Below are 26,420 nucleotides of genomic sequence, written 5' to 3' on the forward strand. Positions count from 1 at the left end.
CGTCCATCGTCTCGGACCGGCTCCTACGCCGGATCCACGTCGGGGTAACAGTTGGGTGTTACCGAGACGGCTCTGACCAGGGCTTTCGTGTAGAACCCGTGAAGAAGGACCGCACCAGCTCGCCGTAGGGCGAAGGGGTGCTCCCACTTCCACGGATGAGTGACACAGGGTCGTTGTCGTGGGCAGCCCAGACCCAGAAGATCGTGCCGATCTGGTGCCTCCGGGCCCAGGCCAGGTAGGGCGCCAGGTCGCCGCCCTCGGGGTCGCTGGGGCGGAGATCGGTGGTCACCACCGGCACCACGTCGGCCAGCGGCGCGACCACGGAGTCCCAGCAGCGGGCGTCGACGCAGGCGCCGACGCCGTCCAGGTGGAACGCCGCGACGAGCTGGTCGTCCTCGGGCGCGAGCTCGCGCCAGTGGGTGAGGTCGGTGCCGTCGGCGAGCCCCGGGAGCAGGATGGGCTGGCGGGCACCGGCGTCGCGGATGGTCCGCACGATGCGGTCCATGCCCTGGGCGGGGAAGGTCAGCCCCCCGTGGGGCGTGGTGTCCCCGTCCTCGACCGGTGCCTCGCACCCGCCGTCGCGCCAGCAGAGCCAGCTGGGGTCGAAGACGCGACGACCGGCCGCGTCCGTGCGGGACCCGGGGGAGTCGAAGGCCTCGAAGAGGACCGAGGGGTGGTCGCGGAAGGCCGTGGCCACGGACGACCAGAAGACCAGCGACTCGGAGTCGGGCATCGCCAGGCTGCCGTACTCGTCGGCGCCCAGGCGCTTGCGGCTGTGCAGGTCGAGGACGACCACGAGGCCGGCGCGGTTGAGGGTGTCGACGAACCCGCCGACGGCGGCGCGGTAGTCCTGCGCCGTGCGCTCGTCCTGGGCATCGCTGACCGGTGCGCCCCGGGTCCCGAGCCAGCAGTCCTGGTTGAGGGGCAGGCGCACGGTCGTGGCGCCCCAGGCCGCGATGGCACCCGCCTCGTCGGCGGCCGGGTCGGCGCCAGGCAGCAGGTCGAGCGTCGAGAGGCCCCAACCCTGGGCGCAGGCGTACTCGAAGCTGCTCCAGGTGACCCCCCGGGGCACGAACTCCCGGCCGGTGCGGCTGTCGACGAGTCGCTGGTGGTCCACGACAGGGCGGGGGGCGGGGAGGCCCCCACCATCCTGGCCGGACCCGGCGTCGGCGAGGGTCAGGGCCGCAGCGCCGCTGCCGAATCCGACCAGCAGCGCCACGGCCAGCGCCCAGCGCGTCACCAACGACATGGAAGGCCCCCCTCTCCGGCGCTCATCGTAGGGCCGCGGACACCGGTGGGTGGGGTCTCTTGGATATCTTGAGGTCGTGACCGAGACCGTCTTCACCTACGCCTCACCCGCCCTCAAGTTCGGATCGGGGGCGTCGGCGGAGATCGGCCACGACCTGGCCGGCTGGGGTGCGCGGAAGGTGCTGCTGGTCACCGACCCGGGCGTCGCCGCCACGGGGCACCCGGCGCGCATCGCCGACCAGATGGCCGCCTTCGACCTGGCGGTCACGACGTACGACGGAGCGCGGGTCGAGCCGACCGACGAGTCCCTCGAGGCGGCCATCGCGTTCGCCCGCGACGCCGGGCCCTTCGACGCCATCGTCGCGGTGGGTGGTGGGTCGGCCATCGACACGGCGAAGGCCGTCAACCTGCTCACGACCAACCCGGGTGTGCTGATGGACTACATCAACGCCCCCGTGGGCAAGGCCCGGGCGCCGATCAACCCCCTCCTGCCGCTGGTGGCGGTGCCCACCACGACCGGCACGGGCAGCGAGAGCACCACCATCTGCGTGCTCGACGTGCTCGCGCTGAAGGTCAAGACGGGCATCAGCCACGCCCTGCTGCGACCGCGTCTGGCGGTGGTCGACCCGTCCCTCACGCTCACCCAGCCGACGATGGTGACCGCGGCCTCGGGCATGGACATCCTCTGCCACGCCCTCGAGAGCTACACCGCCCGTTGGTACGGCGACTTCGACGCCAAGCGCCCCGAGCAGCGGGTGCCCTACTGCGGGGCCAACCCGGTCGCCGACGTCTGGTCGGAGAGGGCCTTGTCGATGCTGGCCGGCTCCTTCCGCGCCGCGGTCCGCGACGGCTCCGACACCACCGCCCGCGAGCAGATGGCGCTCGCCGCCACGTTCGCGGGTCTCGGCTTCGGCAACGCCGGTGTCCACATCCCGCACGCCAACGCCTACCCGATCGCCGGGCGGGTGCGCACCTTCCGTCCCGAGGGCTACCCCGACGACGAGGCGATCGTCCCGCACGGCATGGCCGTCTCGCTCACCGCACCCGAGGCGTTCCGCTTCACCTTCGACGCCTCTCCCGAGCGGCACCTGCACGCCGCGCGGCTCCTCGAGCCGGACCTGCCGACGGGTGCCGGTGACGGGCCGGACGTGCTGCCGGGGGTGCTTGCCCGGCTGATGCGCGACATCGGCATCCCCAACGGTCTCGGCGAGGTCGGCTTCGGCGAGGGAGACGTCGGGGACCTGGTCACCGGAGCGCTCCAGCAGCAGCGCCTGCTCGCCACGGCACCCAAGCCCGTGACCGACGACGACCTCGCGACCGTCTTCCAGGGCTCGATGGAGCACTGGTGAGCGCTCCCGACCTCGTCGCCGAGCTCCGGCGCCGTGGCGTCACCGACGTCGACGACTCCGTGCTGGCCCGTGCCCTCTACTCCTCCGACGCCTCGCTCTACCGGGTCGTGCCGCAGGTCGTCGCGCGGCCGCGGCACCAGGACGAGCTGGCGGCCATCCTCGATGTCTCGCGCACCGCCTCGGTGCCGCTGACCATGCGCGGCGCCGGCACGTCCATCGCCGGCAACGCGGTCGGTGAGGGCATCGTCGTCGACGTCGCCCGCCACCTCCACCGGATCGTCGGCATCGACCCCGAGGCGCGCACGGCGCGCGTCGAGCCCGGGGTCGTGCACGCCAACCTCCAGTCCGCGGCCGCGCCGCACGGGCTGCGCTTCGGGCCCGACCCGTCGACCCACACCCGCTGCACGATCGGCGGGATGATCGGCAACAACGCCTGTGGCTCCCGCGCCCTGGGCTATGGCCGCACCTCCGACAACGTGGTCGACCTGGACGTCCTCTTCGGCACCGGCGAGACCGACGTGTCGTCCCGCCTGGCCGAGCTGACCGACGCGCACCTCGCCCACGTGCGCACGAGCTTCGGGCAGTTCTCCCGTCAGGTCAGTGGCTATGGCATGGAGCAGCTGCTGCCCGAGCACGGCCGCCGGGTCGACCGCCTGATGGCCGGCTCCGAGGGCACGCTCGGCCTGGTCCGCGAGGCCACGGTGTCGCTGGTCGCCGACGAGGCGCGGCACCTGCTGGTGCTGGGCTATCCGTCGATGATCGAGGCGGCCGACGCTGTCCCCGCGCTGCTCGCGGCCGAGGACCGTGGTGGACCCACGGACTCCGGGGCCCGCCTGGTGGCGTGCGAGGGCATCGACGCCCGGATCGTCGACCTGGTCCGCGCCCGTCGCCCCGTGGCCGAGCTCCCGGCCGGCGCCGGCTGGCTCTTCGTCGAGGTCTCCGGCCCCGAGTCGGAGGCACTGCTCGGGCGGCTCGCCGAGGTCTCCGGCGCGCTCGGCACCCGCCGGGTGCGCGAGGCGGCCGAGGCCGCCGACCTGTGGCGCATCCGCGAGGACGGGGCGGGCCTCGCCGCCCGCAGCCTCAGGACCCCGGCCTACTCCGGCTGGGAGGACGCGGCGGTCCCGCCGGCCCGGCTCGGTGCCTGGCTCCGCGACTTCGACGAGCTGCTGCGCGAGCACGGCCTCGACGGCGTGCCCTACGGGCACTTCGGCGACGGCTGCGTCCACGTGCGCATCGACTTCCCCTTCCACGACGGTGACGAGGGGCGCGCGGTCTTCCGTGACTTCCTGGTCGCCAGCGCACTCAAGCTCCGCGAGCACGGCGGGTCGCTGTCCGGGGAGCACGGTGACGGGCGCGCCCGCTCCGAGCTGTTGCCCCTCATGTACGACGCCGGGTCGATCGCGCTCTTCGGCGCGGTCAAGGCGATCTGCGACCCCGACGACCTGCTCAACCCCGGGGTGCTGGTCGCCCCGGCGCCTTTCGACGCCGACCTGCGTCCCGGCCGGCCGCGGCTGCCGGTGGTGCCGCTGCTGCGGATGACCCACGACGGCGGCTCCCTCGGCGACGCCGTGCACCGGTGCACCGGGGTCGGCAAGTGCGTGGCCGCCTCGACGGCCGGCGTGATGTGCCCGTCCTTCCAGGCCACCCGCGACGAGAAGGACTCCACCCGCGGCCGTGCCCGGGTGCTCCAGGAGGCGCTCGACGGCACCCTCGTCGACGGGCTCGCCGACCCGGCGGTCCACGAGGCGCTCGACCTGTGCCTGTCCTGCAAGGGCTGCGCGTCGGACTGCCCGACCGGCGTCGACATGGCCACCTACAAGGCCGAGGTGCTGCACCAGACCTACCGCGGCAGGCGCCGGCCCCGCAGCCACTACACGCTCGGGCGGCTGCCGATGTGGGCCGACGTGGCCGCGCCGCTCGCCGGCGTCGCCAACCGGATGATGAAGCTGGGTCCGATCGCCCGGCTCGCCAAGGCCACGGCCGGCATCGACCAGCGCCGCTCGATCCCGTCCTTCGCCCCCCGGACGCTGCGCCGGACGGTGCGCTCGCAGGATGCAGCCGGCGCGCCCGACGTGTGGATCTGGGCCGACTCGTTCACCGATCACTTCCACCCCGCGTCCGGCACGGCGGTGATCGAGGTGCTGGCGGCGGCCGGGCTGAGCGCGCGGGTCATCCCCGACGACGCGTGCTGCGGGCTCACCTGGGTCACCACCGGCCAGCTGGACCGTGCCCGGACGATCATGGGCCGCACGGTCGCCGCGCTGGCGCCGTACGTCGCCTCCGGCGTGCCGGTCCTGGGCCTGGAGCCGTCGTGCCTGGCCACGCTGCGCAGCGACGCCGTCGAGCTCAGCGACGACCCGCGCGCCGCGGAGGTGGCGGGCGGAGTGCTGACGCTCGCCGAGCTCTGGGAGCGGCTGGCCTGGCCGCTGCCGGACCTCGCCGGCGTCGAGGTCGTGGCCCAGCCGCACTGCCACCACGCCTCGGTTCTCGGCTGGGAGGCCGACGCACGCCTGCTGAAGTCGGCCGGCGCGACGGTGACCAAGGTCGCCGGCTGCTGCGGCCTGGCCGGCAACTTCGGCATGGAGCAGGGGCACTACGAGGTCTCGGTCGCGATCGCGGAGACCAACCTGCTGCCGGCGGTGCGCTCCGCGCCCGACGCCGTGGTGCTGGCCGACGGGCTGTCCTGCCGGGTACAGCTCGACGACCTGGCCGGCGTCTCGGCGATGCACCTGGCGGAGCTGCTGGCTTCTAGGATCACCCGGTGAACCCCCGCACCCGTCGACTGGTCATCCCCGTGGCCCTGGTGGGCCTGCTCCTGCTCGTCGTCGTCGCGTCGGTGGTGAGCCGGTGAGCGAGCCCCTGCTGCGCGTGCTGACCCGGATGCGCTCCCACGTGCTCGAGCCCGAGTCCTTCGTCCGGGCCGTGGCGTCGGGTCGCCAGAAGGGCCAGGACGTGCCTCGCTGGCGCCGTGTCGAGCTGCGCTACGTCGACCTGAAGACCGGGCCGCACCTGCAGGTCGTGGCCTACGACGACACCCAGGCGCACACGTCCAACCACGCCGTCGGTGACGAGGCCCGCGACGCCGTCGACGGCCTGCTCGACGAGCCCTTCGGCAACTGGCACGTCGAGACCACCACCGAGAGCCACCAGGTGCGGGTCACCAAGAAGCTCGAGGCGTTGGTCCACACGACGTCGCGCGCCGAGGCCGTCGAGGCCGACCGCGGCCACGACCGCGACAAGGACCGGCTCCTGCGCGAGGACGACCCGGTCTTCGTGGCGCTGGGGCTCAGTGACGCCGACGGCCGGATGAAGCCCAGCCGCCAGGCGAAGTACCGCCAGGTCGAGGAGTTCCTCCGGCTGCTGGACTCGTCGGTCGCCGACGCCATCGGCAAGGGCCACCTGCGTCGTCCCACGGCGGTGGACCCGCTGCGGATCGCCGACCTGGGGTGCGGCAACGCCTACCTCACCTTCGCCGCGGAGCGCTTCCTCACCGAGGTCCGGGGGATGCCCGTCCGGCTGACGGGGGTCGACGTGCGCGAGCAGTCGCGCGACCACAACAACGCGATCGCCGCCGGGCTGGGGGTGTCCGCGCACTTCGTGGTGGGCTCCATCACCGGCGTCGAGCTCGAGGAAGCACCGGAGGTCGTGCTCGCCCTGCACGCCTGCGACACGGCGACCGACGAGGCCCTCGCCCGGGCGGTGGGGTGGCAGGCGAGCCTGGTGCTGGCGGCCCCGTGCTGCCACCACGACATCGCGGCCCAGATGCGCAGGGTGCCGACGCCCGCGCCCTACGCCATGCTCACGCGCCACGGCATCCTGCGCGAGCGGCTGGCCGACACGATGACCGACGGCCTACGGGCCACGCTCATGCGCACGCAGGGCTATCGGGTCGACGTCATGCAGTTCGTCGAGAGCAAGCACACGCCGCGCAACACGCTGCTGCGCGCCGTGCGGTCGGGCGGGCCGGTCAAGGGTGGCGGCGTCCGCGACGAGTACGACGCCCTCGTCTCCACGTGGGGGATCACCCCCAAGCTGGCCGAGCTGTTGGCCCCACCAGTGGCCCCATCAGTGGCCCCATCAGTGGCGCAGCCTGAGCGATGATGCTCCTGCTCGAGCGGCTGCTGACGGGCGCGATGGTGGTGCCCTTCGCGCTGGGGGCGGCCTCGGTGCCGGCGCAGGAGCGCGAGGTGGAGTTCGCCTTCACCGACGAGCGGATCGTGGAGTCCAGCGGCCTGGTCGTGATGCCCGACGGGCTCTTCGTCACCGTCAACGACTCCGGTGACGAGGGCCGGCTCTTCGCGGTCGCCGCCAACGACGACGGCGGCGACACCGTCGGTGTCTCCAGCTGGGGCGAGGCCACGGACGTCGAGGCGCTGGCGCCCTGGGACCGCGACGAGGTCCTGGTCGGCGACATCGGCGACAACGCCGGGGAGCGAGACTCGGTCTCGGTGCTGCGGGTCCCGGTGCAGCGCAGCGACCGGTCGCTCGAGGCGGAGACCTTCGAGCTGACCTACCGCGGAGGTCCCCGCGACGCCGAGACGCTGCTGGTGCACCCGGTCACCAAGCGGGTCTACGTCGCGTCCAAGGAGATCTTCGGCGGCACCCTCTACGCCGCACCGCAGCAGCTGAGGAGCGACCGGGTCACCCGGCTCGAGCCGGTGGGGCCGGTGCTCTCCATCGCCACCGACGGCGCCTTCTTCCCCGACGGCAAGCACCTGGTGCTGCGCGACTACGGTCGCGCGGTCGTCTACGCGTTCCCCTCGCTGGAGCCGGTCGCCGAGCTCGAGCTGCCCGAGCAGGACCAGGGCGAGGGGCTGGCGGTCGACCGCGACGGAGAGGTCTTCGTCAGCACCGAGGGGCAGTTCACCGCTGTCCTCCACGTGACGCTGCCGGCGCTGGTGCGCAAGGTCGTCTCCCCGCAGGCCGTCACGGCTCCGCCGGCCAGCGAGTCGGAGGCGCCCTTCCCGGGGATCCAGAGCCGCGAGGGCGTGGAGCTGCCCGAGACCACGTCGACGGACCGCCCGTTCTGGCCGTGGTTCCTCACCGGCTGGCTCGGGCTCGGGGCGATCGTGGTGCTGATGTTCTCGCTGCGCCGCCGTTAGACCCATCGGGGTGATCCGCGCGCGGGGCGATCGGCCCTAGGGTCGCCGGGTGCCCCGCCTGCGCCGTACGTCGCCCGACCAGCCCGGCTGGACCCGTCGCCGTGCCGGCCGCGGGTTCGTCTACCTCGACGGAGACGGTGCCCGGCTGCCCGACGAGCACGCGCAGCGGGTGCGCGACCTGGTGATCCCACCCGCGTGGCAGGACGTGTGGATCACCCCGCACGACAACGGGCACCTCCAGGCCGTCGGCACCGACGAGGCCGGCCGGCGGCAGTACCTCTACCACCCGGCCTGGCGCGAGCGCCGTGACGCCGAGAAGTTCGACCGGATGCTGGAGTTCGGCAAGGCCCTGGTCAAGGCCCGTGAGCTGGTGCTCACCGACCTCGGTCGCGAGGGCATGCCGATGCAGCGCGCGTGCGCGGTCGCCGTGCGGCTGCTGGACCTGGGCTACTTCCGCATCGGCAACGACGTCTACGCCGACACCCACGGCAGCTTCGGGCTGACGACGCTCGAGCGGCGCCACGTGAAGCGGCACCAGGACGTGCTGGTCTTCAGCTTCGTCGGCAAGTCCGGTGTCGACCACCGCATCGAGATCGACGACGCCACCGTGATCGAGGCGGTCGACATCATGCGCCGCCGGCGCGGCAAGGACCTGCGGCTGCTGGCCTACCAGGACCAGCGGTCATGGCGGTCGGTGCTGCCCGACCTGGTCAACGACTACGTCCGCGAGAGCACCGGCCTCGAGGCGACGGCCAAGGACTTCCGGACCTGGCACGCGACCGTGCTCGCGGCGGCCGCGCTCGCCGAGACCGAGGAGCCGGGGGAGACCCAGGCATCACGCAAGCGCGCGGTCTCCGGGGCCATGAAGGAGGTCTCGGAGTTCCTCGGCAACACCCCGACGCTGGCGCGGTCGTCCTACGTCGACCCGCGCGTGGTCGAGGCCTACGAGGAGGGCCGCACGATCCGCGCGACCACCCGACGTACCTATGAGACGACCGACGCCCGTCAGGCCGCGCTCGAGCGCGCGACCCTCCGGTTGATCAGGACGCAGTGACGACGTAGTCGATGCAGGCCGTGAGGGCCTCGACGTCGGACGGGTCGACCGCGGGGTACATCGCGATGCGCAGCTGGTTGCGCCCCAGCTTGCGGTAGGGCTCGGTGTCCACGATCCCGTTGGCGCGCAGGGTTGCAGCGACCGCGGCGGCGTCGATCGACTCGTCGAAGTCGATGGTGCCGATGACCAGCGAGCGGTGGCTGGGATCCACGACGTACGGCGTCGCCCAGCTGGTCCGCTCCGCCCAGCCGTAGAGCGCGTCGGACGAGGCCGTGGTGCGCTCGACCATGCCGGCCAGACCGCCCTGGGCGTTCATCCAGTCCAGCTGCTCGGCCATCAGGAAGAGCGTCGCGACCGACGGGGTGTTGTAGGTCTGGTTCTTGCTGGAGTTGTCGATCGCGGTCGGCAGGTCGAAGAACGCCGGGACGTGCCGACCCGAGCCGGCGATCTCGGCGGCACGCTCGAGCGCGGCCGGCGACATCAGCGCGAGCCAGAGGCCCCCGTCGGACGCGAAGCACTTCTGGGGGGCGAAGTAGTAGCAGTCCACCTGGCTGGCGTCGAGCGGCAGGCCGCCAGCCCCCGAGGTCGCGTCGACAAGCACGAGGGCGTCATCGGCGGACGTGCCGGCCGGTCGGAGGACAGGTGCCATGACGGCCGTCGAGGTCTCGTTGTGGGCCCAGGCGTAGACGTCGACGCCGTCCTCGGCGACCGGGTCGGGTCGCGAGCCCGGGTCGCTGGAGATGACGGTCGGGTCCTGGAGCCACGGGGCGGCCGTGGCGCAGGAGGCGAACTTGGAGGAGAACTCACCGAACGTCAGGTGTTGGCTCTTGTCTCGGATCAGGCCGTAGGTCGCGATGTCCCAGAAGGCGGTGGCGCCGCCGTTGCCGAGCACGACCTCGTAGCCGTCGGGCAGCGAGAACAGGGCAGCGAGCCCCTCGCGCACCCGGCCGACGGTGTCGCGGACCGGTGCCTGGCGGTGGGAGGTGCCCATGAGGGACGCGCCGGTCGCCGCGAGGGCGTCGAGGTGACCGGTCTGGATCTTCGACGGTCCCGCGCCGAAACGACCGTCGGCGGGCAGGAGGTCGGCGGGGATCTGGAGTGCGTCGGACACGAGGCAACCTTCCGAGTGGAGTCGGTGGTGGGCGCTGACGACGCTGTCAGAGGTCCCTCTAGTGTGTCAGCACGATTGCGAGCGGGATCAACCGGAGGCCTCCTGTGAACACGCACCCTGTCACCGAGAGCAGCACGCTGCGGCTCGAGCAGGTCGGCTACGGCCATCCCGACGCCACGCGGCTGATCGAGCAGGTCCAGGAGGAGTACGTCGTGCGCTACGGCGGGCGCGACGAGTCACCGGTCGACCCCCTCATGTTCGACCCGCCGCACGGCACCTTCCTGGTCGGCTACGTCGGTGACGAGCCCGTGGCGACCGGTGCCTGGCGGCGCTCCTCGGTCGAGGCCTTCGGCACCACCGAGACGTGCGAGATCAAGCGGATGTACGTCGTGCCCCTCGCCCGCGGCGCGGGGCACGCGCGCGCCGTGCTCGCGCGGCTCGAGGAGACCGCCCGCGCGGCCGGCGCCCGGGCGATGGTGCTCGAGACCGGGAGCGCGCAGCCGGAGGCGATCGCGCTCTACGAGTCGTCCGGCTACGTCACCGTGCCCGGATTCGGGCACTACCGCGACTCCCCGATGAACCGCTGCCTGGCGAAGGCGCTCGGCTGACGCGCAGCTTCGTCGTCGGCCACGACATCTCCCCGCGGGGCGCGCCGCCCACCTCGCGCGGCCCCGTCGTACGCCCGGAGCGGTCTAGACCCCTGCGTCGGGTCCACGTGAAGGTGCCCGACGAAGGGGTGTCGGCGGAGCACACTCGCCTCACCCATCTTCCCCGGGAAAGGCTCCACACCATGCTCACCGACCCTCACCAGCTCCTCATCGACACCCTCGGACGGCTCGAGGGCTGCCTGCGAGCGCGTGACCTGGACGGCGCGGTCGCCTGCTTCGTCCCCGACGGTGCGATCTTCGGGGAGGACCTGCTCGAGCAGGCGAACGGCACCGCCGAGCTCACCCTCCTGCTGGCGGAGGTGCTCGAGCACCCCTTCGTCGTCGGCTGGGACGTCCAGGACACCTGGGTCCGCGTCGTCGGACAGACGGCGTGGTTCGTCGCCTCGGCCTCCCTGGTGAGGCACGACGGTGACCGCGAGGTCGGTCGCGAGCCCTTCACCATGTCGGGCGTGATGCGTGGGGGTGCCGGCTTCTTCCGATTCGAGCTCTTCAACGGCACGCAGCCGCTGCTGCGTCCCGGTCTGCGGCTGGTCGACGCCGTCGCCGTCGCCTGACGTCCCAGCGATGCCGGGGATGCCGGGGATGGCCGAACGGATGAACCTCACGGGGTTCGCCTGACAGGTTGCCGTGGCCGACGTAGGTTCTGCGGATGTCTCGGAACCACCTGCCCCTGGCGGCCTTGCTCACCACGGTCGCCGCCCTCGTCGCAACCCTGGTGCCGGCCGCCGCCCACGCCCGACCGATCGAGGGCTACGCGTCCTATGCACCGCAGACGACCTGCTCGCCGAAGGCCAAGCCCGGCACGGTCTACCTGGGGCGCTGGATGGTGCGCCACTACGGCGGTGGCTTCGGCTCGATCTCGCGCCGCTGCAGCGACAGCACGTCGGAGCACCAGGAGGGCCGCGCCTTCGACTGGCGCCTCGACGCTGCCAAGGCGCGCGACCGGGCCCGCGCGGCGCGCTTCCTCGAGCGGGTCCGGCGCACGGACCACGTCGGCAACACCGACGCCTGGGCGCGACGGATGGGCGTCATGTACGTGATCTGGAACGACCGGATGTACAGCGCCTGGGACGGCTTCCGACCCGAGCCCTACCTCTCCTCGTCGTGCCGCACGAAGAAGAAGTGCAGCAGGACCCTGCGCCACCGCGACCACCTGCACGTCTCGCTGTCGCGGCGCGGCGGCTGGGGCAACACCAGCTGGTACGACGGACGGTTGCGGCGCTAGGTCCCGCTAGGTGCCCGTCAGGTCCTGCCACGCACCGCGCGTGAGCTCGTAGCCCACGTCGCCCTGCTCCCACCCGTCGACGGGCTCGTCCCACTGCCGCACCCAGGTGTCGGTGTGCCGCAGCCCGATCTTCTCGAGCACGGCCCGCGAGGCGGTGTTGACGGCCATCGTCGAGGCGACGACGGTCTCGACGCCGGGTGTCGCGAATGCATGGTCGCGCAGCAGTCGGGCGCCCTCGGTCGCGAGGCCGTGGCCCCACGCGCCCCGACGCAGCCGGTAGCCCAGCCCCGAGCGCGAGGCGTCGTCGGCGAACGAGCTGGCCGACCACCACCCGACGAACGTGCCGTCGACGCGGCCGATCCAGTAGCCCAGCCCCCGTGCCTCGTCGGTCTGGGCCGACGTGCGGACGTCCCACTCGGCCAGCGTCTCCTCGGGCGTCGCGGCGCGCCCGCGGATGAACCGCATGACGTCGGGGTCGCTGTTGAGGGAGACGACGAGCGCCCGGTGCGCGTCCGCGAACGGGACGAGCACCAGACGCTCGGAGTGCAGCTCGTGCAGGCTCAGCCGGCCCACTCGGCCTTCCAGCCGTCGACCTCGTCGGCCTTGCGGGCGGCGGGGCCGGTGTAGATCGCCGAGGGGCGGATCAGGCGACCGGTGCGCTTCTGCTCGAGGATGTGCGCCGACCAGCCACCGGTGCGCGCACACGTGAACATCGAGGTGAACATGTGCGGCGGCACCTCGGCGAAGTCGAGGACGATGGCGGCCCAGAACTCCACGTTGGTCTCGAGCACGCGGTCGGGACGACGCTCGCGCAGCTCGGCCAGCGCTGCCTGCTCGAGCGCCTCGGCCACGGCGTAGCGCGGGGCGTTGAGCTCCTTCGCCGTGCGGCGGAGCACGCGGGCACGCGGGTCCTCGGCGCGGTAGACGCGGTGGCCGAAGCCCATGAGGCGCTCGCCCCGGTCGAGCAGGCCCTTGACGTAGGCCGAGGCGTCGCCGGACTCCTCGACGTCGCTGATCATGCCGAGCACGCGGGAGGGGGCGCCGCCGTGCAGCGGGCCGCTCATCGCGCCGATCGCGCCCGAGAAGGCGGCGGCCACGTCGGCGCCGGTGGAGGTGATGACGCGGGCCGTGAAGGTCGAGGCGTTCATGCCGTGCTCGGCGGCCGACGACCAGTAGGCGTCGATCGCGTGCACGTGCTTGGGGTCGGCCTCGCCCTTCCAGCGGATCAGGAACTTCTCCGCGAGCGTGGAGCCCTCGTCGACGAGCTTCTGCGGGACGACCGGCTGCTGCAGGCCGCGCGCCGACTGGGCGGCGTAGGAGAGCACCATCACGGCGACGCGGCTGAGGTCCTGGCGGGCCTGCTCGTCGGTGATGTCGTAGGTCTGGCCGAAGCCGAAGGCCGGCGCGAGCATCGCGACCGCGGCCTGGACGTCGACGCGGACGTCACCGGTGTGGACCGGCAGGTTGTAGGGCTCGGCGGGCGGGAGGCCCGGGTCGTAGGAGCCGTCGATCAGCAGGCCCCAGACGTTCTCGAAGGGGACGCGGCCGACGAGGTCCTCGATGTCGACGCCGCGATAGCGGAGGGCGGAGCCCTCCTTGTCGGGCTCGGCGATCTCGCTCTCGAAGGCGACGACGCCTTCCAGTCCGTGGTGAACCTCGGTCATGGTTGCGACTCCTTCGTCCGGCGCCCGAGGGTGTGGGCGCGCCGCAGGCATTCTGCCCCACGGCCTAGATTGCGTGACATGGGTGCCGACAATCAGGACGAGCACGACCTCGCAGCGTTGCGCCACGACTACGCCGCGGGCGGTCTGGACGAGGCCGACCTGGCCGCGGACCCGGTCACGATGTTCCAGCGCTGGTTCGCCGACGCGGTCTCCGGCGGGCTCCACGAGCCCAACGCGATGGTGGTCTCGACGGTGTCGGCCGAGGGGCGGCCCTCGTCCAGGACCGTGCTGCTGAAGGGGATCGGGCCCGACGGCTTCCGCTTCTTCACCAACCTCGGCTCGCGCAAGGGCGTCGAGCTCGCCGGCAACGCCCACTGCGCGCTGCTCCTCCCGTGGCACGACCTCGAGCGCCAGGTGCGCGTGGAGGGCACGGCCACCCTGATCCCCCGCGACGACGTGGCCGCCTACTTCGCCTCGCGACCGCGGGGCTCCCAGCTCGGCGCCTGGGCCTCGAGCCAGTCGACGCCGGTCGCCGATCGCGGCGCCCTCGAGTCGTCGTACGACGAAGCGGAGCGGCGGTTCCCGGGGGAGGTGCCGGTTCCCGACGGCTGGGGTGGCTACGTCGTGCGGCCCGACGTCGTGGAGTTCTGGCAGGGCCGGACCGGGCGGCTGCACGACCGGCTGGTCTACCGCCGCACCGGGGACGGCTGGGCGACCCAGCGGCTGGCTCCCTGAACCTCGCGGTGACCCGCTTGTGAGTGAGCGCTCACTCACGTAACCTCGACGTCATGCCACCCCGTGCCCGCCCGCTCGCGCCCGACGAGCGCCGCTCCGAGCTGACCGACGTCACGCTGCGCCTGCTGCGCGTGCACGGGCGGGCGGTGACGACGCGCCAGATCGCCGAGGCCGCCGGCGTGGCCGAGGGCACCATCTTCCGGGTCTTCGACTCCAAGGACGAGCTGGTCGACGCCGCGCTCGCCCGGGCCTTCGAGCCCGGCGACGTGGTCGTCCGCATCGAGGGCATCGACCGCGACCAGTCGCTGCGCGGGCGCCTGGTCGACCTCGTCGCCCTGCTCCAGCAGCGCTTCCGCGCGACGTTCGACCTGATGCAGAAGGTCGAGCTGGTCGGTCCGCCGCACCACCTGCACGACTCGGAGGAGGCCGACGCGTGGCGCGCGCGGCTCGAGGCGCTCCTCGCCGGCGTCGTCGGTGACGACAGCGACCAGCTCGTCGTGCCGGTCGACCACTTCGTCCACGTGCTGCGACTGCTGACCTTCGCGGGCAGTCACCAGAAGATCGCCGACGGGCGCCTGCTGACTCCCGACCAGGTGGTCGACACGCTCCTGCACGGCCTCGCCCGACCCGACGCGAGGACCGACTGATGCTGCTCCAGATCTTCCGCGACTACCTGCGGCCCTACCGCTCCTCGCTCGCGATCATCGTGGTGCTCCAGCTCGTGGCCACGGTCGCGATGCTCTACCTGCCCAGCCTCAACGCCGACATCATCGACAACGGCGTGGCCACCGGCGACACCGACTACATCGTGCGCATCGGGGCGGTCATGCTCGCCGTCTCGCTGCTGCAGATCCTCTGCTCGGTCGTGGCGGTGTGGTTCTCCGCGCGCACCGCGATGGCGTTCGGCCGCGACCTGCGTGCGGCGGTCTTCCACCAGGTCGGCTCCTACTCCGGCCGCGAGGTCGCGCAGTTCGGCGCCCCGTCGCTGATCACCCGCAACACCAACGACGTCCAGCAGGTGCAGATGCTCGCGCTGATGACCTGCACCATGGCGGTCTCGGTGCCGATCATGATGGTCGGCGGGATCCTGATGGCGATGCGCGAGGACTTCGGCCTCTCCTGGCTGCTCGCGATCGTCGTGCCCGCCCTCTTCCTGTCGGTCGGCGTCGTCGTGTCCCAGATGGTGCCGAGCTTCCGCCTCGTCCAGGAGCGCATCGACGCGGTCAACCGGGTGCTGCGCGAGCAGATCACCGGCATCCGCGTCGTCCGCGCCTTCGTCCGCGAGCCCCACGAGACGGCGCGCTTCGCCCGGGCCAACGACGACCTGACCGAGGTCTCCGTGACGGCCGGTCGCTGGATGGCCACCATGTTCCCGCTGGTCATGCTGGTCGTGAACGTCTCCTCCGTGGCCGTGATCTGGTACGGCGGGCAGCGCGTCGACGACGGTCAGATGGAGGTCGGTGCGCTGACCGCGTTCCTGAGCTACCTGATGCAGATCCTGATGTCGGTGATGATGGGGACGTTCATGCTGATGATGATCCCGCGCTCCGCGGTCTGTGCCGATCGCATCAGCGAGGTGCTCGCGACCGACTCGTCCGTCGTGCCGTCCCCGACGCCGGTGCGCCACGTCACCGGTCGCGGCCGCCTCGAGCTCGACGGCGTCGGCTTCACCTATCCCGGGGCGGAGCAGCCGGTGCTCTGCGACGTGTCCTTCGACGTCCACGCCGGCCAGACGGTCGCGGTCATCGGCTCGACGGGGGCCGGCAAGTCCACGTTGGTCAACCTCGTGCCGCGGCTCTTCGACGCCACCGACGGCGAGGTCCGCGTCGACGGCGTCCCCGTGCGCGACCTCGACCCCGACCTGCTCTGGTCGCGCATCGGCCTCGTGCCGCAAAGGGCCTTCCTCTTCTCCGGCACCGTCGCGACCAACCTGCGTCACGGCAAGCCCGACGCCACCGACGAGGAGCTGTGGTCGGCGCTGGAGATCGCGCAGGCGCGCGACTTCGTCGAGGCGATGCCCGAGGGGCTCGACGCCCCGATCGTCCAGGGCGGCACCAACGTCAGCGGTGGCCAGCGCCAGCGCCTGGCCATCGCCCGCGCGCTCGTACGACGCCCGGAGATCTATCTCTTCGACGACGCGTTCTCGGCGCTCGACCTCTCCACCGACGCGCGCCTTCGCGCGGCGCTGGCCCCGGTGACCCGCGACGCGACCGTCGTCCTGGTCGCGCAGCGGGTCTCGAGCATCCGCGACGCCGACCTGATCCTGGTGCTCGAGGACGGCCGCGTGGTCGGCCGGGGCACCCACGAGGAGCTCCTGGACGGCAACGAGACCTACCAGCAGATCGTGGCGTCCCAGCTCAGTGCGGAGGAGGCGGCATGAGCGACCCCAAGGCCACGATGAAGGAGACCGAGCGCATCGAGGCGCCCGCGGGCGGTCCCGGTCGCGGCCCGATGGCCGGTGGCCAGGTCGGCCAGAAGGCCATGACGTTCGGCCCGTCGGCCAGGCGCATGGTCGCGCGGATGGCGCCCGAGAAGCACAAGGCGATCTCGGTCGTCGTGCTCGCGGTGGTCAGCGTGACGCTGATGGCCCTGGGTCCCCGGCTGCTCGGCGAGGCGACCGACCTGATCTTCGACGGCTACCTCGCGCAGCAGCCGATCGACTTCGACGGCGTGCGCGACGTGCTCCTCGGGGTGCTGGCGATCTACACCGGCGCCTCGGTCCTGGGGTGGCTCCAGGGCTACCTGCTCAACGACGTCGTGCAGGGCACCGTGCGCCGGATGCGCTCCGACGTGGAGGACAAGGTCAACGCGCTGCCGTTGGAGTACTTCGACCGGCAGCCCCGCGGCGAGCTCCTCAGCCGCGTCACCAACGACATCGACAACGTGAGCCAGACGCTCCAGCAGACGATGAGCCAGCTGCTCACCTCGCTCCTGACCGTCCTGGCGGTGTTGTCGATGATGTTCTGGATCTCACCGACCCTCGCGCTGATCGCGCTGGTGTCGGTGCCGATCTCGATGTACCTCACCACCCGCATCATGAAGCGGTCGCAGAGCCAGTTCATCGCCCAGTGGCGCCGCACGGGCAAGCTCAACGCGCACATCGAGGAGACCTTCTCCGGCCACGCGCTGGTGACCGTCTTCGGGCGTCGGCCCGAGGTCGAGCGCACCTTCGGCGTGGAGAACGACGCGCTCTACGAGGCGTCGTTCCGCGCCCAGTTCGTCAGCGGGCTGATCATGCCGCTGATGATGTTCGTGGGGAACCTCAACTACGTCGTCATCGCGGTCATCGGTGGTGTTCGCGTCGCAGGTGGCTCGTTGTCCCTCGGCGAGGTCCAGGCCTTCGTGCAGTACACGCGCCAGTTCACCCAGCCGCTCACGACCGTCGCGTCGATGATGAACCTGCTCCAGTCGGGCGTCGCCTCGGCCGAGCGGGTCTTCGAGCTGCTCGACGCCGACCAGCAGGTGCCCGACGGCGGGGTGGCCGCCGAGGTGCGCGTCGGTCACGGCGAGGTGGTGTTCGAGGACGTCGCGTTCTCCTACGACGCCGACAACCCCTTGATCCAGGGGCTCTCGCTCGTCGCGCGACCCGGGCAGACGGTGGCGATCGTCGGCCCGACGGGCGCCGGCAAGACCACCTTGGTCAACCTCGTCATGCGCTTCTACGAGCTCGACGGCGGCCGGATCACCCTCGATGGCACCGACATCACCGCGATGCCTCGCGCCGCGCTGCGCGGCCGGATCGGGATGGTGCTCCAGGACGCCTGGCTCTTCGGTGGAACCATCCGCGACAACATCGCCTACGGCCGTCCGGACGCGACCGAGGAGGACATCCTCGAGGCCGCTCGCGCGACCTTCGTGGACCGCTTCGTCCACTCCCTGCCCGACGGCTACGACACGGTCATCGACGAGGACGGCGGCAACCTGTCGGCCGGTGAGCGCCAGCTCGTCACGATCGCGCGCGCGTTCCTCTCCGACCCGGCGCTGCTGATCCTCGACGAGGCGACATCGTCGGTCGACACCCGCACCGAGCTGCTGCTCCAGCAGGCGATGAGCGCGCTGCGCAGCGACCGCACGTCGTTCGTCATCGCGCACCGGCTCTCCACGATCCGTGACGCCGACCTGATCCTGGTCATGGAGGACGGGGCGATCGTCGAGCAGGGCACCCACGACGAGCTGTTGGCCTCGGGTGGTGCCTACAGCCGGCTCTACCAGTCGCAGTTCGCGGCGGCGCTGGCCTGAGGGACGCGCGGCCATCGACCTGCCTGGGCTTCAGCGCAGCCCTGACCCTCGTCGGGTCTGCCGTCAGGTGGGCCGAATCGCCACACCATGCCGAGGACCGGGTGCTTCTCCGATCGCCCGCGGCCTCTGGCCTCCAGCTGCTAGCGATCGGTGGGGCGATAGCGCGGCAGGGAGAGGGTTGCGACGAGGCCGGTGGGGTCGTTGTCTCGCAGGGTGACGCTCCCTCCGTGCGCAGCTGCGATGGTCTGGGCGATGGCGAGGCCCAGCCCCCTGCTGTTGGTCTCCTGCCCGGGGTGGCTGCCCCGCTCGAACGGCTGCAGCAGCCGGTCGCGGTCTCGTGCGGGGATCCCGCCCCCCTGGTCGGTGACACTCACCTCTACTGACTGGGGCCCGACCCAGAGCTCAAGCCTCACCCGGGAGCCTGGTGGCGCGAACTGCCCGGCGTTGGCGAGCAGCTCCACGACGGCCTGGGTGATCTCACCGGAGTCCAGGGTGGTCGTGACGCGATCTGGGAGGTCGACGTCGAGGCCGATCGCGCGGGCCGCGAGGACCGGGGCGAACTCACGGGCGACGTCACGCAGGAGCCCGGCCACGTTGCAGTCGGTCGGGTTCAACTTCGCGTGGGCCCCGAGATCGGCCAACCCGGAGACCCGCAGAACCAGCTCGCTGAGCTCGGTCGCGGCATTCTGCGCCACCTCGACCGACCACTGGGCACCTGCCGATAACTCCTCGGATGAGTCGTCGAGGATCTCCAGGTGACCGATGAGCTTGGTCAGGGGGGTGCGGAACTCGTGGTTCACGGTGTCGATCAGCTGGTGCCGCAGCTCTTCCTGCTCGACCCGGCCGGCGGTCTCCAGGGTGATGTCCTGCACCAGGAGCACGGCGCCGCGGTTGGTTCCGTCATCGTCTCGCAGCGGGGCCGCGTTGCAGCGCAGGTAGATGCGGCGTCCATCGGCGGTGTCGGCGGCCACCACCGCGTCCGAGACGACCTCACCGTGTCGGGCGCGAGTCAGAGGGCGGTCCTCCGGCGGCAAGGGCGTCTTGCCGTCGGCGGTCAGGAGTGGGATGGCGTCGAAGAACTGAGCCTCGGTCAACGGTGTGAACGACCAGCCGAAGATCCGTTCCAGGGCTGGGCTGAACATGATGAGGTCTCCGGAGGCGTCGCAGGCGGCCACCGCCAGTCGCGCCTGCGTGACGAGTGCGTGCAGCACGGACGGTCCCGGCTCGTTCTTGCCCACAACCTGACCTCGTCTTCAGACGCCCCTCACCGGAAGATACCCCAGGGCGACTCGGGCGGCTCGGTCTTGCAGCCTCGCGGCCGCCGTCGCCGCCACACCGGAGCTCAACCTCCGCAGAGCATCCTGCTTCGACCACGACGAGGAACCCGACGTCAGCGGGATGACGTCGTCGTCCACAGGTGCCTCTCGCCCTCGTCCTACTGTCGCGGCCTGGATATATAATCGTACGTATGCTCGAACTCGGGATCCCTCAACTTCGTCAGGTCGCCACCGCCCTGGCCGCGCTGCCGCGCGACGTGAGTGACGCCGAGCGGATCGGCCTCATCACCACCCTCGAGCGGCTGAAGAACGCCGCCAGCGCCGCGCAGGCAATGGCCGCAGTCGACGTCGACCACTCCCAGCGCGCGGCCCAGGTCGAGGCCCAGGTGCCGGCGCGACGGGTCGGCGAGGGCGTCGCGGCCCAGCTCGGCCTGGCCCGGCGTGAGTCACCGTTCCGCGGCGCCCGCTGGCTGAGCGTGGCGAGGGTGCTGCGCACCCAGATGCCCCACACCCAGATGCCCCACACCCTGCGGCTCATGGCGAGCGGTGCGTTGAGCGAGCACCGTGCCTCGATCCTGGTCAAGGAGACCGACTGCCTCGACGAGACCGACCGTCGACACGTCGACCACGCGCTGTGCGGCGCCGGAGGCAACGCCGCCTCACTCAGCACCCGTGCCCTCGAGCAGGCCGCCCGCAGGCACGCCCTGCAGCTCGACACCAGCGCCGTGGTGGAGCGGGCCGCCAAGGCCGAGGCCGACCGGCACGTGACCATCCGTCCGGCCCCCGACACCATGACCTGGGTCGGCGCCCTGCTCCCCGTCAAACAGGGCGTGGGCGTCTACGCCGCGCTCAAGCGCGTCGCCGACCTCGCACGCGCCGCAGGTGACCCACGGTCGCGGGGCCAGGTCATGGCGGACACCCTGTTCGAGCGCGTCACCGGCGCCAGCGCGGCTGAGCCAGTCAGCATCACCCTCGACCTCGTCATGACCGACCGTGCGTTCTTCGCCACCACCGATGAGGCAGCCCACCTGCCCGGCTACGGCCCCGTCGCTGCGTCCTGGGCCAGAGCCCTGACCCACCAGGCACTGTCCCACGACACCCTGGACGGTGCGCAGCTCTGGGTCCGCCGGCTCTACATCACCCCCGGCACCGGGTGCCTGGTCACGATGGACTCACGGGCCCGACGCGCGCCGAAGCGCCTCGCGCGGTTCATCGCCCGCCGCGACCACGACCTCTGCCGCACCCCGTGGTGCGGCGCACCCATCGCCCAGACCGACCACGTGACCGACTGGGCCGACGGTGCTCCGACGACCGTCACCAACACCCAGGGCCTCTGCATCCGCTGCAACCTCGCCAAGCAGGCCCACGGCTGGCGAGCACGGCCCCTGCCCGGCGCGGGTCGCACCCACCGCCACACCGTTGCCACCACCGCCCCGACCGGTCACACCTACCACTCCCGAGCCCCAGCCCCACCCGGCCACGTCGACGTCTCCACGTCACCGGTCGAGCAGCTTCTCTACGACCTCATCGCCTGACCGGGCACACACTCGTAGAGTCACTCGACGTGAGCCGCCTCCTGCACCTCAACGGACCGCCCGGCATCGGGAAGTCCACGCTGGCCAGGCTCTACGTCGCTGACCACCCCGGCGTCCTCAACTGCGACATCGACGTCCTCCGCACCCTCATCGGCGGCTGGGAGAGCGACTTCGGTCGGGCCGGTGCACTCATCCGGCCGGCCGCTCTGGCCATGATCGAGGCCTACCTCGCACACGGCCACGACGTGGTGCTGCCCCAGATGCTGACGAACCCCACCGAGCTGGCGCGCTTCGAGGCGAGCGCGACCGCGGCCGGTGCGCAGCTCGTCGAACGCTTCCTCATGGACACACCGGCGGCCTCGGTTGCGCGGTTCCACCGCCGTGGGGCGGATGCAGGGACGGGGACGGACGATCCGTGGCACGACCAGGTCCGCGGCATCGTGGCGGCGAACGGCGGGGACGAGGCCCTGGCCCGGTCCCACGAGGCGCTCGAACGCCTCCTGGTGCAACGCCCCACCGCCGTCGTGATCGCCAGCGCCGAGGGCAAGGTCGACGAGACCTACCGCTCGCTCCTCGAGTCGCTGGGCTGAATCGCAGCACTCGGTCTCGCCGCGCTGAAGGTCAGGAGATCCCCGACGCGAACGCGACGACTGCGGCCGCGACGTCGTCGTGGTGCCGAGCCGTCGCACCCCGGTCGGCGACTTCCAGGCCGTGGTCGGCTCCCGCGATCTCGAGGACCGACCCGGTGCCACGGAATCCCGGCTCCCACAGGGCATCCGCGGTGCCGCCGACGACCAGGTTGGCGGCGGGGTAGTCACGCAGACGTGCGGCCAGCGCCTCGACGTCGTCCGGCAGAGGGTGCAGGCCGGCCGCCTTGAGGATGGGGGTGAGCCAGACCGCCGGATACTCCTGGTCGGCAGCCCAGTGAGCAGCGAGCGTGCCGAGGGACTTTGCCACGACGACCACCGGGCCGGGTCCACGCACCCTCTCGTGCAGGGCTTGCGCGGCCTTCTCGACGAACACGCGCGGCTCATCGGGGAGGACCGTCAGGTCCCACGCGGTCTGTTGCACCGTCCACCCCGTGGCCCGCAGCGCCCGGGTCGTGCACGCGAGCAGGGGCATGTCGCAGGTGTAGGCGCGCCCGGGCAGCATCAGCACCGTGCCGTCGTGCCTCACCACCGCGACTCCCGGGTTGCCGTGACTCCGTTCGTGCGGCTGAGGCTACTCGTGGACCGGCCCGGTGAATAACCTCTTGAACCGGCGCCCTCGCCGACCTACCGTTGACCCACACGGGAAAGGAGGTGGTCCGAAGAATGATTTCTTTGAGGACGCGTGAGGTGGCTGCCCGCTAGCAGCCATGCACCATGTCGGGCAGGAATGCCCGGCCTGCTGCTGGCGAATTCCTAGCAGCTACCCGACCCGCAGGTGATCCGGCTACACGTCCGCCGGAGCGGTCTCTCCCGAGGCCACGCCTGCGGGTCGTCCCATCACCGGACCAGGTGGCTCCCCGCCTCCAGGCCCCCCGCTCCCAGCCTGTACGTCGGACCCGGACGCCGGCACGTCGGCCTTCGGGCCCCACGACACCAGCGAGCCGACCATCGAGAGGGCGACCCAGGTGGCCACCACGACCGCCAGGTAGCGGGTGACGGCGACGTCGAAGGGCACCGCGCCGGTCATGGCGGTCTGCCACAGGGCCGGCGAGGCCAGCACGCCGGCCGCGGCGAGGACGGGCAGGGAGAGCAGGTTCATGCGGTCACCTCCATCATGCGCTCACCGGTCACGATGCCGACCGACCGGATCTGCGCGTTGCCGTTGAGCTCGGAGTAGGACAGGACGGGGAGGCGGTCGACCGCCAGGGTGACCATCCGGTGCACGGCGGCGCGCACCTGTGGGGCGCACACGAGGACCGGCCGGATGTTGCGGTTCTCCGCGTCGACCAGCAGCTGGGAGAGCGAGCCGAGCACCGCCTGGGCGGTGGCCGGGTCGAGCACCACGGTCAGCCCGCTCTCGGTGGGCCGCAGCGACTCGAGGATCCGCTGCTCGAGCTGCGGCTCGAAGGAGATGACATGCAGGGCGCCGTCCACGACGTGGGGGGCGACGATCGCCGGTCCGAGCGCCGCACGGGCGGCCTCCACGAGGCTGTCGAGGTCCTTGCCGTGCGGGGCGCGCAGCGAGAGCGCTTCATAGATCCGGACCAGGTCGCGCACCGAGACGCCCTCGTCGAGCAGCGCCTGGAGCACCTGCTGCACCTCGCCGAGGCTCAGCAGGGCCGGAGTCAGCTCGTCCACGACGACGGGGTGGGTGCGTTTGACGACGTCGGTCAGCAGCCGGACGTCCTCCCGACCGAGCAGCCGCGACGCGTGCACGGTCACGATCTCCGCGAGGTGGGTCGTGATCACCGCCGACCGGTCGACGACGGTGGCGCCACTGAGCTCGGCCTGGCCGCGCAGGTCGGCAGCGATCCAGGTGGCGTCGAGGCCGAAGACGGGCTCGCGGGTCGGCGTACCGGGAAGGGAACCGAGGTGGTCACCGATGGCGAGGACCGTGCCCGGCGGTGCCTCGCCGCGGGCGACCTCGATGCCGAAGACCTTGACGACATAGGTGTTGAGCGGCAGCTCGAGGTTGTCGCGGGTGCGCACGGGCGGGATCACGATGCCGATCTCGGTGGCGATCTTGCGCCGCAGCGCCTTGACCCTCTCCAGCAGGTCACCGCCGGCGCCGGTGTCGACGAGGTCGATGATGTCGGCCGAGAGCTCCAGGCCGAGGGGGTCCACCCGGATCTCGGCGGCAAGGTGCTCGGGCGAGTCGTGGGACGGGCCGGCGGCCGCCTCCAGGGCGAGCGCGGTCTCCGGGGCCTCGTCGGAGCCCTGCTCGACCCGCGTCGAGATCAGCAGCAGCACGCCGCCGGTGATGATGAACGGGATCTTGGGCAGGCCCGGGATCAGGCACAGCGCGAGCGCGGCGATCCCCGCGATGCGCAGCGGGAGCTGGCGCGCCGTGAGCTGCTGGATGATGTCGGAGCCCATGTCCTGGTCGCCGACGCCGCGCGTGACGACGAGGCCGGTCGCGACCGAGAGCAGCAGGGCCGGGATCTGCGAGACCAGGCCGTCGCCCACGGTCAGCAGGCTGTAGGTCGACACGGCGTCGCCCGGGCTCATGCCCTTCTGCGTCATCCCGATCGCGAAGCCACCGACCAGGTTGACCAGCGTGATGATGATGGCGGCGATCGCGTCGCCCTTGACGAACTTCGAGGCACCGTCCATCGATCCGTAGAAGTCGGCCTCGGCGTGCACCTCGGCTCGTCGCTTGCGGGCCTGGTCCTCGTCGATCAGCCCGGAGTTGAGGTCGGCGTCGATGGCCATCTGCTTGCCGGGCATCGCGTCGAGGGTGAAGCGGGCCCCGACCTCGGCCACGCGGCCGGCGCCGTTGGTGATCACGACGAACTGGATGATGAGCAGGATGACGAAGACGATCAGCCCGACGATCAACGAGCCGCCGACGACGAAGTGGCCGAAGGTGTCGATCACCTTGCCGGCGTAGCCGTCGAGCAGCACCAGCCGGGTCGCGCTGACGTTGAGCGCCAGACGGAAGAGCGTCATCACCAGGAGCACGGCCGGGAACGCCGCGAAGTCCAGGGGCCGCGTGACGTACATCGCGGTGAGCAGGACCAGCAGCGCGCCGGTGATGTTGGCGGCGATCAGCAGGTCGAGGACGACGGCAGGGAGCGGGACGACCAGCATCACGACGATCATCACGATGCCCACGGGGACGCCGAGCTGCGTCAGGCGCTTCATCGCCAGGGGTTCCTTCCGGGTCGCCACGAGGGGGACGCCGTCCCTGGCGTGAGCGACACCGTCCTGGCGTCAGCGCTCAGATCGGCACGACCCGTGGCCACCTGAGGAGAACGGTCAGGCGACCCGGCGACGACGACCGGCCGGCAGCACCGACGGCAGCTCGGCCTCACGCCGCGGCGAGCGGTGCTGACCACCGCGGACCCCCTGGTTGCGTCGGCTGATGACGAACGCGAGCACGTGTGCGACCGCGGCGAAGAGCTCCGCCGGGATCTCCTGCCCTACCTGGGTCGAGCGGTAGAGGGACCGGGCCAGGGGGACGTCCTGCACGAGGGGGACGCGGTTCTCGGACGCCACCTCGCGGATCCGGGCGGCGATCACGCCTGCCCCGCGGGCGACCACGACCGGCGCCCCGCGCTCGGCCTCGTAGCGCAGAGCGACGGCGACGTGGGTGGGGTTGGTCAGCACGACGTCGGCGAGCGGGATGTCGCTCATCATCCGGTTGCGCGCAGCGGCGTGCTGCCGCGCCCGGATCGCGCTCTTGACCAGCGGGTCGCCCTCGGCCTGCTTGTACTCCTGCTTGACGTCCTCCTTGGACATCTTGGTCTGCTTGTTGGTCCGTCGCCGGTTCATCGCGTAGTCGAGGACCGCCAGGACGATGCCGGCGACCGCCACGGTGCGCACCAGCTGCAGGGTCTGCTCGGTGACGACGTGGAGCACCACCCCCATCGGCACGAACGTGCCGATCAGCGGCGTGGTCGCCTTGACCGCCACCCACACCAGCAGTCCGACGAGGGTGCACTTGAGGAGCATCTTGGCGCCCTCCCACAGCGCGTGCGGCCCGAAGGTCCGCTTGGCCCCCTGGATCAGGTTGAGCTTCTTGGCCGACGGCTTGACCGACTTGGTGGCCAGGTAGAACCCGCCCTGCGCGACCGTGCCGGCGACGCTGATGACCATCACGATCACACCGAGGACGACGAGCACGACGAGCACGTGCTGGCCCGCGTCGCGCAACAGACCCCCGGCCCGCGCCACCGTCGGCTCTTCGGCCAGACGCAGGGCGCGCTCCATCAGCAGCGCCAGCGCGTCGAGCTCCCGGCCCAGCAGCAGCGGCGCGGCGAGCGTCAGCGCGGCCAGCGCCAGCCAGGGACCGAGCTCCTGGGTACGGGCGACCTGCCCCTCCTTGCGCGCCTCCTTCTGGCGCTTCGGGGTGGGCTTCTCGGTCTTCTCGCCGCTCCCGCCGCTGCCGCTCACGACGTACCGCCGGTCATCGCGGCCGTGGCCTCCATCGCCAGCTCCACCAGGCGCTCGAGGACGCCGGGCAGCACCGGGAACGACAGTCCCACGAGCAGCAGGGTGAGCCCGATCTTGGCCGGGAACACCACGTTGATGGCGTTGAGCTGCGGGGCGACCTTGGTCATC

At 71.7% G+C, this 26,420-nt stretch carries 24 protein-coding genes; 14 read left to right on the top strand and 10 right to left on the bottom strand.

The features are described 5' to 3' along the window. Positions 1-58 precede the first annotated feature (58 nt). The gene (locus RMN98_RS03080) at positions 59-1,249 is read right to left on the bottom strand and encodes a cellulase family glycosylhydrolase (protein ID WP_309647336.1); all 1,191 of its coding nucleotides are present in this window, start codon (positions 1,247-1,249) and stop codon (positions 59-61) included. A 76-nt stretch (positions 1,250-1,325) separates the two neighbouring features. Here RMN98_RS03080 and RMN98_RS03085 point away from each other — a divergent pair, with 76 nt between their 5' ends. The 5 genes from RMN98_RS03085 (at position 1,326) to RMN98_RS03105 (ending at position 8,753) form a co-directional block, all read left to right on the top strand. Continuing rightward, positions 1,326-2,597 carry a hydroxyacid-oxoacid transhydrogenase gene (locus RMN98_RS03085; protein ID WP_309647337.1) on the top strand — a complete coding sequence of 424 codons (1,272 nt, stop codon included), beginning with the start codon at positions 1,326-1,328 and terminating at the stop codon, positions 2,595-2,597. Then, positions 2,591-5,362, top strand: coding sequence for an FAD-binding and (Fe-S)-binding domain-containing protein (locus RMN98_RS03090; RefSeq protein WP_397208704.1), 2,772 nt, complete (start codon positions 2,591-2,593; stop codon positions 5,360-5,362). Before RMN98_RS03085 ends, RMN98_RS03090 begins: the two co-directional genes overlap by 7 nt. Positions 5,363-5,444: 82 nt before the next feature. After that, positions 5,445-6,698 (top strand): SAM-dependent methyltransferase, encoded by a 1,254-nt coding sequence (locus tag RMN98_RS03095; RefSeq protein ID WP_309647339.1) that lies wholly within the window; start codon positions 5,445-5,447, stop codon positions 6,696-6,698. Further along, entirely contained in the window at positions 6,695-7,699 is a 1,005-nt protein-coding gene (locus RMN98_RS03100) for a hypothetical protein (protein WP_309647340.1), read from the top strand. Before RMN98_RS03095 ends, RMN98_RS03100 begins: the two co-directional genes overlap by 4 nt. A 49-nt stretch (positions 7,700-7,748) precedes the next feature. Continuing rightward, positions 7,749-8,753: a DNA topoisomerase IB gene (locus RMN98_RS03105; protein ID WP_309647341.1), complete on the top strand. Its 1,005-nt coding sequence runs from the start codon at positions 7,749-7,751 to the stop codon at positions 8,751-8,753. Here the strand turns inward: RMN98_RS03105 and serC are convergent. Beyond that, complete coding sequence (serC, locus tag RMN98_RS03110) at positions 8,740-9,864, bottom strand: phosphoserine transaminase (RefSeq protein ID WP_309647342.1); 1,125 nt, start codon at positions 9,862-9,864, stop codon at positions 8,740-8,742. The two genes, RMN98_RS03105 and serC, sit on opposite strands and share 14 nt — an antisense overlap. Before the next feature lie 104 nt (positions 9,865-9,968). Between serC and RMN98_RS03115 the strand changes: the two genes are divergently transcribed. From RMN98_RS03115 to RMN98_RS03125, 3 genes are all read left to right on the top strand, one after another. Then, entirely contained in the window at positions 9,969-10,472 is a 504-nt protein-coding gene (locus RMN98_RS03115; protein ID WP_309647343.1) for a GNAT family N-acetyltransferase, read from the top strand. Positions 10,473-10,654: 182 nt separating this feature from the next. After that, positions 10,655-11,086, top strand: a complete 432-nt coding sequence (locus RMN98_RS03120) for a hypothetical protein (protein ID WP_309647344.1) — start codon at positions 10,655-10,657, stop codon at positions 11,084-11,086. A 95-nt stretch (positions 11,087-11,181) separates the two neighbouring features. Continuing rightward, complete coding sequence (locus RMN98_RS03125) at positions 11,182-11,757, top strand: hypothetical protein (RefSeq protein WP_309647345.1); 576 nt, start codon at positions 11,182-11,184, stop codon at positions 11,755-11,757. 6 nt (positions 11,758-11,763) lie between these two features. On the opposite strand, the gene RMN98_RS03130 is transcribed toward RMN98_RS03125, so the two are convergent. Beyond that, positions 11,764-12,330 carry a GNAT family N-acetyltransferase gene (locus tag RMN98_RS03130; RefSeq protein ID WP_309647346.1) on the bottom strand — a complete coding sequence of 189 codons (567 nt, stop codon included), beginning with the start codon at positions 12,328-12,330 and terminating at the stop codon, positions 11,764-11,766. Further along, positions 12,318-13,421 (bottom strand): citrate synthase 2, encoded by a 1,104-nt coding sequence (locus tag RMN98_RS03135; protein WP_309647347.1) that lies wholly within the window; start codon positions 13,419-13,421, stop codon positions 12,318-12,320. Before RMN98_RS03135 ends, RMN98_RS03130 begins: the two co-directional genes overlap by 13 nt. A gap of 78 nt (positions 13,422-13,499) precedes the next feature. On the opposite strand from RMN98_RS03135, the gene pdxH reads away from it, so the two are divergent. From pdxH to RMN98_RS03155, 4 genes are read left to right on the top strand one after another with little or no spacing between them, the layout of a single operon-like run. Then, the gene (gene pdxH, locus RMN98_RS03140; protein WP_309647348.1) at positions 13,500-14,156 is read left to right on the top strand and encodes a pyridoxamine 5'-phosphate oxidase; all 657 of its coding nucleotides are present in this window, start codon (positions 13,500-13,502) and stop codon (positions 14,154-14,156) included. A gap of 53 nt (positions 14,157-14,209) precedes the next feature. Then, entirely contained in the window at positions 14,210-14,803 is a 594-nt protein-coding gene (locus tag RMN98_RS03145; protein WP_309647349.1) for a helix-turn-helix domain-containing protein, read from the top strand. Then, the gene (locus tag RMN98_RS03150; protein WP_309647350.1) at positions 14,803-16,536 is read left to right on the top strand and encodes an ABC transporter ATP-binding protein; all 1,734 of its coding nucleotides are present in this window, start codon (positions 14,803-14,805) and stop codon (positions 16,534-16,536) included. The genes RMN98_RS03145 and RMN98_RS03150 overlap by 1 nt, the downstream gene beginning before the upstream one ends. Next, entirely contained in the window at positions 16,533-18,395 is a 1,863-nt protein-coding gene (locus tag RMN98_RS03155) for an ABC transporter ATP-binding protein (protein ID WP_309647351.1), read from the top strand. The genes RMN98_RS03150 and RMN98_RS03155 overlap by 4 nt, the downstream gene beginning before the upstream one ends. A gap of 140 nt (positions 18,396-18,535) precedes the next feature. On the opposite strand, the gene RMN98_RS03160 is transcribed toward RMN98_RS03155, so the two are convergent. Then, a complete protein-coding gene (locus RMN98_RS03160) occupies positions 18,536-19,606 on the bottom strand; it encodes a PAS domain-containing sensor histidine kinase (protein ID WP_309647352.1) in 1,071 nt (356 codons plus the stop codon). Positions 19,607-19,863: 257 nt separating this feature from the next. Between RMN98_RS03160 and RMN98_RS03165 the strand changes: the two genes are divergently transcribed. After that, positions 19,864-21,207 (top strand): HNH endonuclease, encoded by a 1,344-nt coding sequence (locus tag RMN98_RS03165; RefSeq protein ID WP_309647353.1) that lies wholly within the window; start codon positions 19,864-19,866, stop codon positions 21,205-21,207. Between the two features lie 29 nt (positions 21,208-21,236). Beyond that, positions 21,237-21,797 (top strand): AAA family ATPase, encoded by a 561-nt coding sequence (locus tag RMN98_RS03170; RefSeq protein ID WP_309647354.1) that lies wholly within the window; start codon positions 21,237-21,239, stop codon positions 21,795-21,797. A 31-nt stretch (positions 21,798-21,828) separates the two neighbouring features. Here the strand turns inward: RMN98_RS03170 and RMN98_RS03175 are convergent, their stop codons facing one another. From RMN98_RS03175 to RMN98_RS03195, 5 genes are all read right to left on the bottom strand, one after another. After that, positions 21,829-22,383, bottom strand: coding sequence for a hypothetical protein (locus tag RMN98_RS03175; protein WP_309647355.1), 555 nt, complete (start codon positions 22,381-22,383; stop codon positions 21,829-21,831). Between the two features lie 258 nt (positions 22,384-22,641). Continuing rightward, complete coding sequence (locus RMN98_RS03180) at positions 22,642-22,956, bottom strand: hypothetical protein (RefSeq protein WP_309647356.1); 315 nt, start codon at positions 22,954-22,956, stop codon at positions 22,642-22,644. Continuing rightward, positions 22,953-25,001 carry a flagellar biosynthesis protein FlhA gene (flhA, locus tag RMN98_RS03185; RefSeq protein ID WP_309647357.1) on the bottom strand — a complete coding sequence of 683 codons (2,049 nt, stop codon included), beginning with the start codon at positions 24,999-25,001 and terminating at the stop codon, positions 22,953-22,955. Before flhA ends, RMN98_RS03180 begins: the two co-directional genes overlap by 4 nt. A gap of 114 nt (positions 25,002-25,115) precedes the next feature. After that, positions 25,116-26,252, bottom strand: coding sequence for an EscU/YscU/HrcU family type III secretion system export apparatus switch protein (locus tag RMN98_RS03190; RefSeq protein WP_309647358.1), 1,137 nt, complete (start codon positions 26,250-26,252; stop codon positions 25,116-25,118). Then, positions 26,249-26,419: a flagellar biosynthetic protein FliR gene (locus tag RMN98_RS03195; protein WP_309647359.1), complete on the bottom strand. Its 171-nt coding sequence runs from the start codon at positions 26,417-26,419 to the stop codon at positions 26,249-26,251. The genes RMN98_RS03190 and RMN98_RS03195 overlap by 4 nt, the downstream gene beginning before the upstream one ends. Position 26,420 lies beyond the last annotated feature (1 nt).

The organism is Nocardioides sp., assembly GCF_031397825.1.
Lineage (GTDB): Bacteria > Actinomycetota > Actinomycetes > Propionibacteriales > Nocardioidaceae > Nocardioides.

Bases quoted from the DNA above. Each gene is read 5' to 3' on its own strand.
- RMN98_RS03080 (WP_309647336.1), bottom strand. From the start codon at position 1,249: ATGTCGTTGGTGACGCGCTGGGCGCTGGCCGTGGCGCTGCTGGTCGGA.
- RMN98_RS03100 (WP_309647340.1), top strand. From the start codon at position 6,695: ATGATGCTCCTGCTCGAGCGGCTGCTGACGGGCGCGATGGTGGTGCCC.
- RMN98_RS03120 (WP_309647344.1), top strand. From the start codon at position 10,655: ATGCTCACCGACCCTCACCAGCTCCTCATCGACACCCTCGGACGGCTC.
- RMN98_RS03125 (WP_309647345.1), top strand. From the start codon at position 11,182: ATGTCTCGGAACCACCTGCCCCTGGCGGCCTTGCTCACCACGGTCGCC.
- RMN98_RS03135 (WP_309647347.1), bottom strand. From the start codon at position 13,421: ATGACCGAGGTTCACCACGGACTGGAAGGCGTCGTCGCCTTCGAGAGC.
- pdxH (WP_309647348.1), top strand. From the start codon at position 13,500: ATGGGTGCCGACAATCAGGACGAGCACGACCTCGCAGCGTTGCGCCAC.
- RMN98_RS03145 (WP_309647349.1), top strand. From the start codon at position 14,210: ATGCCACCCCGTGCCCGCCCGCTCGCGCCCGACGAGCGCCGCTCCGAG.
- RMN98_RS03150 (WP_309647350.1), top strand. From the start codon at position 14,803: ATGCTGCTCCAGATCTTCCGCGACTACCTGCGGCCCTACCGCTCCTCG.
- RMN98_RS03155 (WP_309647351.1), top strand. From the start codon at position 16,533: ATGAGCGACCCCAAGGCCACGATGAAGGAGACCGAGCGCATCGAGGCG.
- RMN98_RS03165 (WP_309647353.1), top strand. From the start codon at position 19,864: ATGCTCGAACTCGGGATCCCTCAACTTCGTCAGGTCGCCACCGCCCTG.
- RMN98_RS03180 (WP_309647356.1), bottom strand. From the start codon at position 22,956: ATGAACCTGCTCTCCCTGCCCGTCCTCGCCGCGGCCGGCGTGCTGGCC.
- flhA (WP_309647357.1), bottom strand. From the start codon at position 25,001: ATGAAGCGCCTGACGCAGCTCGGCGTCCCCGTGGGCATCGTGATGATC.
- RMN98_RS03195 (WP_309647359.1), bottom strand. From the start codon at position 26,419: ATGACCAAGGTCGCCCCGCAGCTCAACGCCATCAACGTGGTGTTCCCG.